We start from the raw sequence: 13756 nt of genomic DNA, 5'->3' as shown, positions 1-13756 counted from the left end.
CATATGAAAAAATTAATCCTGTTGCTGGCCTGTGCAGCATCGTTCTCTTCTTCATTTTCTCAGTCAAAAGTTGAACAGGCGAAACGTTGGGCCGATAGTGTAATGCTTACTCTGAGTAAAGATCAGAAGATTGCTCAGCTCATGATCATTCGTGCACACAGTAATTTGGGTGCAGCACATGTGCAACAGGTAACAGAGCTGATTCAGAAATACAATGTTGGCGGACTTTGCTTTTTCCAGGGTGGACCGGTGCGGCAAGCCAATCTCACCAACTTTTATCAAAGCATTGCACAAACACCGTTGCTGATTACCATTGATGGCGAGTGGGGACTTGGTATGCGGTTGGATAGTGTGGTATCGCTGCCCCGGCAGTTAATGCTTGGCGCTGTGCAGGATGCATCGCTTGCGTATGGTTATGGCAAAATTTTGGGTGAGCAATGCAAACGCATGGGCATACAGGTAAATTTTGCGCCGGTTGTTGATGTAAATAATAATCCCAACAACCCGGTCATTAATGATCGTTCTTTTGGTGAAGACCGTTATAAAGTGGCGTTGTTTGGTGTGCAGGTAATGAAGGGGATGCAGGACATGGGTGTGATGGCATGTGCCAAACATTTCCCCGGGCATGGCGATACAGAAACAGACAGTCATTACGATTTGCCCATCATCAGCAAAACAAAATCGCAACTTGATTCATTAGAACTTTATCCGTTTCGGGAACTGTTTGAAAGCGGAGTAGGCAGTGTAATGATCGGGCATTTGTACATTCCCGCAATTGACAATACAAAAAGCCAAGCAACTTCCTTATCGTATAACAACGTAACAAAACTGCTGCGTGAAGAACTGCGCTACAAAGGGCTTACGTTTACCGATGCATTGGAAATGCAGGGTGTAAAAAAGTTTTATCCCGATGGTGCAGCCAGTGTACAATCGTTGATTGCAGGCAACGATTTGTTGTGCTTACCTTCTGATATTCCGGCTGCGATTAAAAAAATCAAAACTGCATTAAAGAAAAAGAAGCTGCACTGGGATGATCTCAACAGCCGTGTGCATCGTGTGTTAATGGCCAAGTATTTACACGGACTTGCAGAATTGAAACCCATCGACACCAATAATCTTGTAAACGATCTCAATGTAAAAACAGATGCCTTTAAAAAACTACTGGCACAAAAATCGGCTACACTGGTTCGCAATGAGCAGCAGATGTTACCGCTGTCAACAGCAGCCATGTCGTTTGTAAGCAAGGTAACAGGTGCAGAAAAACGAATAGCGTATGTGGCTATCGGCGCTGTAACAGAAAATGGCATGACGCAAAAAATGCGCAACGAGTTGAAAGCAGATGTATTTTTCTTTTCGTACAAAAGCGATGCAGGAAGAATTTTATCGCTGGTGGAACTGATCAAACATAATTACAGCCATGTGGTAATTGGTTTACATGGTTACAGTCGCAGGCCGCAAAATAATTTCGGCATCAGCAGTACCGCTTTGCAGTTAACCAATAGCCTGTTACAATTACCCAATGCTGCATTGGTCTTATTTGGCAATCCCTATGCCATGAAAAATTTCTGCGATGCAAAGAATGCATTGGTTTGTTACGAAGATGATGCTTATACACAACAAGCCGCTTTCGATATTATTTACGGAAACCAAAAACCAACGGGTAAATTACCGGTAACGGTTTGTGAGCAGTTAAAATTTGGAACAGGCATTACCTATACCGATCCGAAGCAGGCAGGGTTGCCACGTAGTTTACTGGCGCCGGAAAAGTTTGCAACAGTTGATTCGATTGTTACAGATGCAATTGAGAAAAAAGCATTTCCGGGTTGTGTGGTAATGGCAGTGAAAGATGGAAAGATCGCTTTCGAAAAAGCATACGGCTACTATACGTACGAACAACAGGAACCGATGACAACTGAGTCGGTTTTTGATATGGCATCGGTTACAAAAATTTGTGCCACTACTATTTCGGTGATGAAGTTGTATGAAGAAGGAAAGCTTGATCTGAAAAAACGTTTGGGCGATTACCTGCCTTGGGTAAATGGCAGCAATAAGCAGGATCTGCTTATCGAAGATATTCTCCTGCACCAGGCCGGATTAAAATCGTGGATTCCGTTTTATAAAGAAACGATTGATACCAATAGCGGTATACCATCTGCTCAGTTGTATGTAAACGGTCCGAGTGAGACATACAATGTTCGTGTGGCAGATACATTTTATATGCGCAACGATTGGGTAGATACCATGTACCAACGTATTCTGCAAAGTGAAATGGGGCAATACGGTAAGTACGTGTACAGCGATAATGATTTTATTTTTCTCGGAAAGATTGTTGAACAATTGACCGGACAAACATTGGATGAATATGTTCGTACAACATTTTATCAACCATTGCAGCTTGCCGCAACAGGGTTTCGTCCGCTGAATCATTTGCCTGTTAACCGCATTGTACCAACCGAACGTGAAGTGCAGTTCCGCCGGCAGTTATTACGGGGCGATGTACATGATCCCGGTGCAGCGATGTTTGGCGGTATTGCAGGTCATGCAGGTTTGTTCAGCACAGCGTATGAACTGGCGATGATTCTGCAAATGCTGAACAACGGTGGAACAATCGGAAACCAAACTTTTTTCAAATCCGAAACTGTACAAAAATTCATCGCCTACGGCAGTGAAAACAGCAGACGTGGTTTAGGTTTTGATAAACCGGAAAAAGATAATGCCACCCGTAAAGAACCTTATCCTGCATTGCTGGTTTCACCTTCTACATTTGGACATACCGGTTACACCGGAACAGGCGTATGGGGCGACCCTGAGAATAAGATCGTATATATTTTCTTAAGCAATCGTGTATACCCCGAAGGCGGTACCAACACGAAGCTGCTAACGCTGAATGTGAGAGGCAAAGTACAGGATGCGATTTATAAAGTGTTGTTGGGGAAATAGATTCTTTAATAATTGTGAGGTATCTGTTTACTCAAACTTTGCGACCGTCATGTCGAGGCACGAGACATCTCTACTTCGTAAGTATATTGCAATTACACAGATAAAGTGTGACATTAAAATTATTCAGAGATGGCTCCTTCGTCGACATGACGTACTTCGACAAGTATTGCTGTCTTCCCGACGCAGGAGGGATCTGCTGAACAATTGTACCGATGCCAAACAGATCCTTCGTTCCTCAGGATGACAACTCACTTCATCTTCATCAACAACGCTACAATCTCTTTCTCCTTTGTCCACACAATAAAGTGATTTTCTTTTTCGAATGTGCCCACATAAACCGAATCGGTTTGTGTAAACATTTTCTGCATGTAACCTACATTGCTGTAGGGCACCAGTATGTCTTTTGTGCCATGTAAAATATAAACGGGGCAGGTAATCTTTTCATAATCCGGTTGCATTTCTTTCAGATCGGTTTTTAAATACCATAATTCCTCGTTGCTGGGCCGCATGGCACCGGGCACTAAATAATTCAACGGTGTTTTGAATAATACCGGTCGCCATTTTTCCGGCTTCTCCGCTGCAGGATCCATGGAACCAGCAAGTATCAGTAATGCTTTTGTGTAAGAAGGCCGGGCTGCTGCAAGTTTTACAATCATCGGTCCTCCCATACTATGACCAATCAGTACAAATGGCTTACCGTTGTACACTGAATCCATCCAGGCACTGATGATCTTTGTCTGCTCCGTCATATTCATGGCATGGCCAAAATCGCTGTAACCAAAACCTGGCCGGTCAACAGAAATAATGCGGTAATGCTGCAGCAACTCTTTGTTGCGCAGGTAAGCAGCAAATGCATCCCAGCTGCCGGGTGTACCATGTACAAATAATAAGGTGGGCAATGTATCGCTGCCGGTTTGTGCATAATGCAGCGGAAACCCGTTGATGTGTAAAGTAGCTGTTTGCAATGCAACACCCTGTTCTGCAAATTTTTCTTTGGCCTTACTGTCGCTGATGCGCATCTTCATACAGCTTTGTGCAAGCACAAGCCATAGCAGTAACAGTATTCCCAAAACTCTAAACGATCGTTTCATCCAGCGGGGCATTCAGGTAAGTTACGAAATGTTTGATGCGGTTGATTACAAACTCAATTACAATCTTGTTCATGTTTGGTTAAAACAAAACCCCAACATTCGTTGGGGTTTGTTTGCTTATGCATTATCGTTTTGCGGCGGTTGATCTTTTTTCTTTTCGATCTGTGGCCGGTTTTGTTGCGGCGGACGTTGCTGCTGGTTGCCCCCACCTTGCTTTGGTTGTTGCTGTCCACCTGGGCGCTGCTGTTGCTGCGGACGGTTTTGTTGTGGTGGCCGCTGCTGCTGTCCCTGGCCGCCTTGTGGTTTGCCACCCGGTTGCTGTCCACCTTGGCGTTGCTGTTGCGGCGGACGGTTTTGTTGTTGCTGCCCGCCTTGTCGTTGGCCTTGACCTTGACTTCCGCCGGGGCGTTGTGGTTGTTGTTTCTGCTGTTGTGCTTTTTCTTTATCTCTTCTTTTTTTGCTGTTACGCTCCAGCGTACGCAAACTAATCTGGCCTACCAACTCCACATGTGCATGTTCTTTTTCTTCTGCTTTTGCAGGCGAAAGTTCAATAGCACCTAATTCATCGGGGCGCTGACCTCTTGCATTCATGGCCCTGATTTCTTTTACACGATCGATCGGTACAGGATATTGTTTGTTGCTGTCGGGTAAAATATACCACATCAGGTTTTTGAAAATATCTTTCTTAATCAGCTGTGCAGTGCCCCGTGTTAATTCAAGCGTATCGGCATTGTTGGGGAACTGCTGCAATGCATCGAGGTACGTATCCAGCTCATAATTCAAACAACATTTTAAACGGCCGCATTGTCCGCTCAGTTTTGTTTGATTAATCGTAAGGTTCTGGTAACGGGCAATGGTAGTGGTTACACTCTTAAAATCGCTGAGCCAGCTGCTGCAGCATAATTCTCTGCCGCAACTGCCGATACCGCCAATTTTTGCTGCTTCCTGGCGAATACCGATCTGTTTCATTTCTACCTTAATCTTAAACTCACTGGCGTAAATCTTGATCAGTTCACGAAAATCAACACGGTCTTCGGCAGTATAATAGAAAGTTGCTTTACGTCCATCGGCCTGGAACTCCACTTCAATCAGCTTCATATCCAGCTTCAGCTGAATGATAATTGCCCGTGCACGTACCAGCGATGGTTTTTCACGCTCCTTACTTTCTCTCCATTTCTGCAGGTCCATATCGTTGGCCTTGCGCATGATCTTTTTAATCTCGGGGTTGTCTTCTTTTACACCCTTCTTCTTCATTTGCAAACGCACCAGCTCACCGCTGAGGTTCACCATGCCCACATCAAAACCGCTTACACCTTCTACAGTAACCATATCGCCTTTCATGAACGGCTGCAAGGTATTGTTGCGGTAAAATTCTTTCCGGCTGCCGTTATTAAATGTTACTTCCACAATACGGCAATCGCTGTCGGGATCGCTGAAGGGCAGGTTTGCCAGCCAGTCGTGCACATTCAGGCGGTTACATCCACCTGTACTGCAGCCGCCGTTGCTCTTGCAACCTCCCGGTTTTCCCGTACTACAACTTGAACAACCCATTATAATGAGGTATTAAACGTTAAAAAAATGAGGAAGATGTGGGAGCAAGCTGCAGAATATTGCCGGGCTTTGGTTGTGTCACTCACTTGTACGCTTTGTTTGCTATGCAGCAAATAAAGCCGGTTGATAAGAGTTATGTTGAAATGCTTTGCCGAAACGGGCAATGCAGTACAAGAGCTCCGACGATTTAAGTCGGAATGCAGACCAAAAATAGCTGCATCGACGCAACAAAAGACGATTAGTAGTTCATTCGCTTACGCACAAAATCCTTCGTTCACTCCTGACCCGTTCTTTCACGTAAATCCTTTACCACAGGTCAATTCCATCAAAAATAGGGAATTAAATGCAAAGCTAACAGTTGTGCAGAAGCAGATTGCTTTTCCTGTCATTTCGACGAAGGAGAGAGCTGCCAGGAATAACTACGAATGATCGGCAGATTCCTCGAGCCTCGGAATGCCAGAAACTAGCCCACTTCAATGACCGTATGGTTGGCAATAATATGGTAGAGTTTAATGGTAAGCGCCATAAACAGCATTTTAGCGTTGGCATTCCGTTCAATATGATAGGCTGCATCGTCGAGTTGTTCGGTAATGGCCTGCTGCTGACTGATATCGCAAAGCTTGTTGAGACGCAGGGCAAAATCTTTTTCGGCACCGGTGAGCGGCAGGTGCTCTTCGCCCATGGTACGCAGGCGGATACTCTGCTCCAGCAAATGCGTAAAGTAGCGGAGAAACTGTTTTTGCTTTTCACGGCCAAGTGCACTCACCACATCGACCCATTTAACCTGCGCTATGGGGCCGGTTTTTAAAATGGAGTTGAGCCAGTCCCGCAACAGCGATTGCCAGTCTTCTTCTGCATGTTGAATGAGTTGCAGGGCTTCCCGGTAGTTACCTTCGCTCACAGCTGCAATTTGCAGGGCCTGTGTTTCGCTCAGTTTGCTGCGTTGCACCAGGGCATCAGCCACATCGCTTATTTCAATAGGAGGTATGCGTACAGTTTGGCAACGGCTGAGGATGGTGGGCAGCACCAGGCTTTCGTTTTCGGCTACCAATATAAATAAGGTATTGGCCGGCGGCTCCTCAATCAGCTTCAGCAGTTTATTGCCCTCGTTGCCGAGGTATTCGGGCATCCATAGGATGAGAATTTTGTATTCGCTCTCAAAACTTTTGAGGTTCAGTTTGCGGATGATGTCGGCACATTCGGCCGCTGTAATATTTCCCTGCTTATTTTCTGCACCAATAAACTGCAGCCAATCATACACATTCCCGTACGGGTATTGTTTGATGAACTCCCGCCATTCGCTTACATAATCAACACTGATGGGTTTATCGCCACTCTTGCGGGGAATAACCGGGTAGCTGTAATGAATATCGGGGTGAATGTATTGCTCGGCCAGTTCTGCACCGTGACTGGTAGCTGCTGCCACCGGTTCATCGCCAAACAAACCGGCTGTGGTGGCAACAGGTTTGTTTTTTTCGCTCTGGCTCACCACATAGGAGCTGAAGGCGAGTGCCAGCGGTAAGCCGCCGCTGCCTTCTTTACCAATGAACAGCAGGGCATGGCTGAGACGGTTGTTATCAACCATTTCTTTCAATTGCTGAACCACCGATTGCTGACCAATGATGTGAGAGAATTGCATGCGGCGAAGATAAGATTTGAGGAAATGAAATCTTAATATAGTTGATTATTAAGCAACATGATTAAGATCAAAAGATATAGAGCTTTTCATAATTTATTTTTTCTCTATACGTTTATCAAATAATGAAAAATGCTTTTCTCTTATTGGTCCTCTTTTATCTTGAGGCAAGCGGACAATCGTTAAAAAAAGTAAGTGGCGTAATTGAAGAATTTGGTTCAAAGGAAAGAATGAACGGAGCAACAATTACTGCCCTCTCAAATGGCTCGTCAGTTGTTGCAAATGAAAATGGTTTTTTTAGCATTGCATTACAAGCAGGCGAAGTACAAAAATTAATTGTTACACATACATCTTACCTGCAACAAGAGATTGCTTTTTACTTACAGGCAGACACCTTTTTGGTAATTCAACTTAAACCCCAGGAGCAGGAAATTGCAAACATTACAATTGTTGCACCTAAACCATTCGATTTACCGGGCTCTATTAGCATACCGGTAAAAAAACTTTCTAAAGTTCCTATGTTGTTTGGCGAAAAGGATTTAATAAAAGCTATACAGCTTTTGCCAGGTGTTCAGTCTGGCAGGGAAGGTAGTACTGGTTTGTATGTAAGAGGAGGTGGAGCCGATCAAAATTTAATATTGTTAGACGGGGTTACCATTTATAATGTCTCTCATTTGTTTGGCTTTCTTTCTTTATTTCCTTCTGATGCTGTAAAAACTGTTGATCTGATAAAGGGAGATTTTCCTGCCAGATATGGCGGGAGGCTTTCTTCCGTTATTGATATAAAACTGAGAGATGGTAATAAAGAGCGTCATTTAGTTGATTATACAATCGGGTTGCTATCATCAAAAATTACAATTGAAGGGCCAATTAAAAAATCAAAATCTTCTTTCATAATTACTGCAAGGCGCAGTTTTGCGGATCTGCTTGCAAAGCCATTTCAGCAAAATAATCCCAATCAGCTCAATTATTTTTTTTATGATGGTATTGCGAAGATGAACTTCCTGCTGCCGAAGAAAAAATCATTATCACTAAGCCTTTACATGGGGCAAGATAATTTTTTAAATACAACAACAGAAGCGCAGAGTGATGATAACGGAACTTTTACAGGTAATACAAAATCTTTATCTGGTTTAGTTTGGGGCAACACTACTGTTTCCTTGCGTTATTCGGCTATAAAATCAAGCAGTTTAACTATTGCACACAGTTTAAGTTATTCTTTGTACAACTACAAATCCACATACAGCAATCAGTTTAAAGATGTAAATGGGAATGAAGATTTATCTAAAAACTTTTCTTTTCAATTCAAATCCAAAGTGCAGGAAATATGCTGGCGTTCCGAAGCAGATTGGTATGTATCAGATAATCTTCAATTTAAATTTGGTGCAGGTATTCGTAATAATAAATATAACCCAGCGGGCTCACTGTTACGATATAGCCAATCGGGAGTACAGCAAACAGATCAACAATCGGCTGGGGAAATCAATACGTACGAGGGTTTTGCTTTTGTAGAGGCACAATATAAAATTTCGAAAAGGGTACGCACAAATACAGGTGTGCATATAAATCAATATCATGTTAACAACTGGCAGACTTTTTCTTTTCAACCAAGAATTAACCTGCGGTTTTTAATAAACCCCAATCAAGAAATCTATTCTTCATTTACATATACCATGCAGCCTATTCACTTATTAACGAACAATGGGCCAGGGTTACCAGTTGACTTATGGGTGCCTGCAACAAAAAACATTCCGCCACAGTATGCAACTCAGTACTCTGTTGGTTATAAGACAAAATGGAAAGAAGATACCTATGAAATTTCAACCGATGTTTATTTAAAACAAATGAATGGCGTTATAGAATATACAGATGGCGCAAGTTTTGTAAACAGCTCATCAAACTGGGAAAAGCAGGTTGTAACCGGTCTAGGAAAAAGTTATGGTGCTGAATTGTTCTTCCAAAAAAAGAAAGGGAAGTTTAATGGTTGGGCTGGCTATACTTTATCATGGTCAAGAAGAAAGTTTGAAGAAATTAACAATGGCAAATGGTTTTGGTATAAGTATGACCGGCGACATGATTTTAAGGTTGTAATGATGTATGAGTTTTCTAAGAGAATTGATCTTGCTGTAAATTTCGCATTAAGCTCCGGTAACCGAATGACGCTTCCCGATATTCAATATTTAGCCTTAGCAGGCGTTTCAAATTACCCGGGTTTTCTGTACGATGTTAACGCAACTATTATACTTAATGCCAGTGAACGAAATAATTTTACTTTTCCAATTTATCACAGAGCTGATTTAAGTTTAAATTTTCATAAGCAAAAGAAGCGTGGACTGCGTATTTGGAATATCAGTATTTACAATATTTACTCACGGGCGAATCCTTTTTTTTATACACTTCGTGAGTCTCAATCGAAAGGGTTAGTTCTTACATCTGTAAACCTTTTTCCAATTCTGCCTTCCGTTTCTTATCAGTTTAAATTTGGCGCAAAATGATACGTTACACCTGTTTTCTTTTTTTGCAAATTTTGCTTCTATACGGCTGTGTAAAGGTTGAGAATGATGTAGAAGTCCGGTTCAAGAAAAAGCCTGTGGTAAACTGTCTGTTTTATCCAGATAGTATATGGAAAGTGAATGTAACATTAAGCCCTTCATCATCATCAGAGTTGCCTGAGCCCATTTATAATGCATTGGTAAAGCTTTTTGAGGATGGCAACTTTGTAGAGGAATTAAAACATGAACGAGATGGAAATTATATTTCGTTACTTAATAAAAAGCCTGTGACGGGTAAAACATATTCAATTAGTGTTCAGGTTGCGGGTTATCCACTTTTAACGGCAAAGGATACTATCCCCTCTGCTATTAGTGTTACGGATATTAAAACGGATACTGTTCCATTTAAATTTTCGTTTAGCCCTTTTTTTGACCCTGCTACAGTTTTTTCTTCTAAAGTATCATTCACAGATACAGATTTAAAACCCAAATGTTACCTTATACGTCCTTTATACTATTTGAGAGAAGAATTGTCTATTTATTCGGTTACAAATAAAACATTTGATTCTTTGCGTGTGAAGAGACTGCTTTATCAAACCGATTCGTTTAAGCTTTCAAAATTAGCAGGCCAGGTATTTATTGGATTGTCGGAGTTTAAGAGAAATCTCGATTCTGTTTTTTATCCCTCAGCAGTACTTCCTGCAATATATCAATACAGCTATGAAGGAGCATCTGCAGTATTTAAGGAAGCAAACTTTAAACAACATCAGGCTTATATTACTGATGTTCAGTTTAAACAAATCGGAGATTACTATTATTTGCTTTTTGGCGAAAAGTTAAGTGAAACACCCATCCAGAATAAGCAATTAAATACATTGATCAACTATTATCCCGGTGGTACGTACTCTATTGTAAATGGTGAAATTGTAAAAAAAGAGGCTCATTATTTTCTTGATATTATTACAATAAGTAAGGCCGGATATAATTATTTTTCTACCTATGTACAAAATGTTACCAATAGAGGTAATCCTTTTACAGAACCGGTAAATACGTTCTCAAATATTCAAAACGGTTATGGCATTTTTGCTGGCATGCACATTAAAAGAGAAATGGTTTGGTAGTTGTTATAAACAATCATTAAACTGGGCAGCGGTTCCGTTGAAATAAAAAAAGCAGGAGAATTAGAACTTCTCCTGCCTTTTAATAATTAGACAAGTCCTTATAACTTACTCGTAATCTCTTCGCTCAACGGAGTTATTTTACTTGGGAAATAAGCAACCAGTTCACCTTTTTCGTTCAACAAAAATTTATTGAAGTTCCATTTGATCTCCGCATCCAGCACGCCATTCTTCGCCTTGCTGGTAAGCCATTGGTATAACGGATGCATGTCGTCGCCCTTCACACTTATTTTGGCCGCCATCGGAAACGTTACATTGTACGTACCGGTGCAGAATTCTTTAATTTCTGCATTGGTGCCGGGTTCCTGTCCGCCAAAATTGTTGGCGGGGAAACCAATAACCACCAGCTTATCCTGATACTTTTTGTATAACTCTTCCAGCTCTGCATACTGCTTGGTATAACCGCATTTTGATGCTGTGTTTACAATTAAGATTTTCTTGCCTTTGAACTTAGAGAAGTCGATGCTGTTACCATCAATACCTTCTACTTTAAAACTATAAACGGTCGGTTGTTTATCGATGCCGGTGAAAGCAAACGATACAAATACGATAGCTGCTAAAATTAATCGGATCATTTTTTCTCGTTTTAAGTCTGATAATAATAACACAGTAATTACGATACAGTTCAAAGTTGAGATGAAAACGGCAGAGAATTTTCTCCGTTCATCATTTTTAAGTTTATTGTTTTTCGTAAGCACCGAGGTCGGGGAGGCCAACACGGGGCAGGCCATTGAAATCGGTGGTTAACGAGGTAACAACACCTTTATTAATAGCCGGCGAACCGGTTTTTAACCGAAAATCGTAGTAGCGGCGTACCACATCAATACTATCAAACTGTGGATTGGTATTGCGCAGTACGTTATTAAATGTAGTGTTCGATGGATCGTTCTTTGCCCGGAACAGCACATTGGTGAGTGTAAGATTAGCAGCCGCAGCTCCTTCTTTCTGCACTATTACTTCGTTTTCTACCAAACCTTCATCGCCCCAGATAATACTGTTGGTGAATACTGCACTTAATGTAGATGTGTAAACAATGTTGTTTTGCTTTACAAAATTGCTGGCAATTAAAGCAGGTGTTTTATGCTGTACAAACGAATTGGAAAATGAGGCAACAGTGCAGTGGTTAAAAATGTAGCTACCACCGTACAGCAATGCAATGTTGTTGCCGCAGTTGGTAATTAAACAATTGTTGGCGGTAACGCTGCTGTTGACTGCAAACAAACCGATGTCGTAAATATTATCGAGTACACAGTTGTTGAGCGTAAGTTTAGGGTTGCTGTTGCTTGCAGGTTGTTCTACAATAATTCCCTGGTAGGCATTCTTTATATAAGTATACGTAAGTTGATTGTTGATGCTGCTGCCACGGAAATAAATGCCAGGCCAGCTGCCGGGATAATCACGGTAAGGATCATCGAGTCGGTTACTGCGGAACACAACACTGTCTGTTTTTGTACCATTCACAACAAGCGTTCCGTCAACAATAAAAGGTGCATCAGCATTCAGGTGTACACGTGTTCCTTTTTGAATGGTGAGTACTGCATTGGTATCCACAATCATTCCACCAAGGATCACATAAGGTTTGTCGTTGGTCCAGTTATTATTTCCTTGAAGAATCGTGCTACGGATGTAATGCGCATTTTGTCCGTATGCTTCCAGTTGTTTAAAGCTGGTATTGCCGTTCCATTCCAGCTTAATGCTGTCACGAATAAGAAATGGTTGATTGGCTGCAGTTGGATTTACATTCACCCGCACAAATACATACATACTATCGTTGGCTGCCAGTTCAATATTGCTGAATTGTGTTCCCTGGCTGCCATCAACATTCATTTTAAATGCCGATGCGGTGCCGCCCATTAACTGCAGATTGCTGATGTTGATCTTTTGTTTGTTTTCGTTCTTAATTAAAAAGTATTCGGTAATGGAACCGGCCGAAGTAAACACCGTATCAAATCGCAAACTATCGTTGCCGATATTTAAACGGGCTTCTTTACTGTTGGTAAACGATTCTTTACGGCAGGCGCCAAATACAACAAGTAACAGGATAAGCAGTATGGGGAAATTGTTCTTCACTGTTGTAAAAATAAGCAACCAAAGCTGAAACACAACCTGGCGTAATTGTTAAACTTAGCATCTGGTTTAATCGCAGGTTAAAGCAGCAATACTTAAGGTTAAACCTTGTACTGTTTTCAATGCCGTGCCGCAAGCTTCTAATGTAGCACCTGTTGTAATTACGTCATCTACCAGCAGCACATGTTTATTTGTAAGCAGTTCAGTATTGCTGATAGCAAAACTATTGTCAACATTTGTCCAGCGGTCGCTGCGGCCTTTTTTGGTTTGCGTATCGGTATAACGCTTGCGGCTTACAACATCGGTTAACACAGGAAGTTGCAATACATCTGCAATACCTTCGCAAATGATTGTTGATTGATTGTAACCTCTGCGTTTTTCCTTGTCGGGGAACAGTGGTAAGGGAACCAATGCCTGCACATTTGTAAAGCGGTTGCTTTTATGCAATTGTAATCCGAGCCATTTACCCAATTGCCAACCCACTTCTTTGTTGCCTTTGTACTTTAATTGATGAATGAGCCTTTGCAGCGCAGATTTTTTATTAAAGTAATAGCCTGCAGTTGCATGTGCAATTTGTAAACGGCCATAAAATATTTTTTCGATGGGGTTGTCTGCATACAACGAAAAATTTGTTTCGGGCAGGTTGGCAAAGCAATGCATACAAATCTCTTGATCATTCTCTAACAGATCGCTGCCACAACCGGCACAAGTATGCGGATAAAGCAGATGCAGAAAATCATTCACTAATTTTCGGGTGTTGATCATTTCAGTAAGATAAACAACACGCCTGTTAATTGCAAT

9 protein-coding genes are annotated in these 13756 nt (G+C 41.7%); 3 read left to right on the top strand and 6 right to left on the bottom strand.

Translation table 11 applies throughout. The annotated features are described in order from the left end of the window. Positions 1 to 3 precede the first annotated feature (3 nt). Positions 4 to 2940 (top strand): serine hydrolase domain-containing protein, encoded by a 2937-nt coding sequence (locus tag IQ13_RS12275; protein ID WP_144886672.1) that lies wholly within the window; start codon positions 4 to 6, stop codon positions 2938 to 2940. 248 nt (positions 2941 to 3188) lie between these two features. On the opposite strand, the gene IQ13_RS12270 is transcribed toward IQ13_RS12275, so the two are convergent. The 3 genes from IQ13_RS12270 to IQ13_RS12260 form a co-directional block, all read right to left on the bottom strand. After that, positions 3189 to 4010 carry an alpha/beta fold hydrolase gene (locus IQ13_RS12270; RefSeq protein WP_158637385.1) on the bottom strand — a complete coding sequence of 274 codons (822 nt, stop codon included), beginning with the start codon at positions 4008 to 4010 and terminating at the stop codon, positions 3189 to 3191. A gap of 138 nt (positions 4011 to 4148) precedes the next feature. Further along, a complete protein-coding gene (locus IQ13_RS12265) occupies positions 4149 to 5582 on the bottom strand; it encodes a PSP1 domain-containing protein (protein ID WP_144886670.1) in 1434 nt (477 codons plus the stop codon). Positions 5583 to 6045: 463 nt separating this feature from the next. Beyond that, positions 6046 to 7221, bottom strand: coding sequence for a DNA polymerase III subunit (locus tag IQ13_RS12260; RefSeq protein WP_144886669.1), 1176 nt, complete (start codon positions 7219 to 7221; stop codon positions 6046 to 6048). 122 nt (positions 7222 to 7343) lie between these two features. Between IQ13_RS12260 and IQ13_RS12255 the strand changes: the two genes are divergently transcribed. Then, a complete protein-coding gene (locus tag IQ13_RS12255) occupies positions 7344 to 9713 on the top strand; it encodes a TonB-dependent receptor (protein WP_144886668.1) in 2370 nt (789 codons plus the stop codon). Continuing rightward, a complete protein-coding gene (locus tag IQ13_RS12250; RefSeq protein WP_144886667.1) occupies positions 9710 to 10831 on the top strand; it encodes a DUF4249 domain-containing protein in 1122 nt (373 codons plus the stop codon). Before IQ13_RS12255 ends, IQ13_RS12250 begins: the two co-directional genes overlap by 4 nt. A gap of 98 nt (positions 10832 to 10929) precedes the next feature. On the opposite strand, the gene IQ13_RS12245 is transcribed toward IQ13_RS12250, so the two are convergent. From IQ13_RS12245 to IQ13_RS12235, 3 genes are all read right to left on the bottom strand, one after another. Then, a complete protein-coding gene (locus tag IQ13_RS12245; RefSeq protein ID WP_144886666.1) occupies positions 10930 to 11463 on the bottom strand; it encodes a glutathione peroxidase in 534 nt (177 codons plus the stop codon). Positions 11464 to 11566: 103 nt separating this feature from the next. Further along, a complete protein-coding gene (locus IQ13_RS12240) occupies positions 11567 to 12991 on the bottom strand; it encodes a choice-of-anchor Q domain-containing protein (RefSeq protein ID WP_242009535.1) in 1425 nt (474 codons plus the stop codon). Between the two features lie 33 nt (positions 12992 to 13024). Beyond that, positions 13025 to 13720, bottom strand: a complete 696-nt coding sequence (locus tag IQ13_RS12235; RefSeq protein ID WP_144886664.1) for a ComF family protein — start codon at positions 13718 to 13720, stop codon at positions 13025 to 13027. Positions 13721 to 13756: the final 36 nt, after the last annotated feature.

Origin of the sequence: Lacibacter cauensis (assembly GCF_007830055.1) — a bacterium.
Taxonomy (GTDB): Bacteria; Bacteroidota; Bacteroidia; order Chitinophagales; family Chitinophagaceae; genus Lacibacter; species Lacibacter cauensis.
This window is presented reverse-complemented; position numbering and strand designations above follow the sequence as displayed.

Excerpts from the sequence above, each read along its gene's own strand:
- IQ13_RS12275 (WP_144886672.1), top strand. The coding sequence starts at position 4 with ATGAAAAAATTAATCCTGTTGCTGGCCTGTGCAGCATCGTTCTCTTCT.
- IQ13_RS12265 (WP_144886670.1), bottom strand. The coding sequence starts at position 5,582 with ATGGGTTGTTCAAGTTGTAGTACGGGAAAACCGGGAGGTTGCAAGAGC.
- IQ13_RS12250 (WP_144886667.1), top strand. The coding sequence starts at position 9,710 with ATGATACGTTACACCTGTTTTCTTTTTTTGCAAATTTTGCTTCTATAC.
- IQ13_RS12255 (WP_144886668.1), top strand. The coding sequence starts at position 7,344 with ATGAAAAATGCTTTTCTCTTATTGGTCCTCTTTTATCTTGAGGCAAGC.
- IQ13_RS12260 (WP_144886669.1), bottom strand. The coding sequence starts at position 7,221 with ATGCAATTCTCTCACATCATTGGTCAGCAATCGGTGGTTCAGCAATTG.
- IQ13_RS12235 (WP_144886664.1), bottom strand. The coding sequence starts at position 13,720 with ATGATCAACACCCGAAAATTAGTGAATGATTTTCTGCATCTGCTTTAT.
- IQ13_RS12245 (WP_144886666.1), bottom strand. The coding sequence starts at position 11,463 with ATGATCCGATTAATTTTAGCAGCTATCGTATTTGTATCGTTTGCTTTC.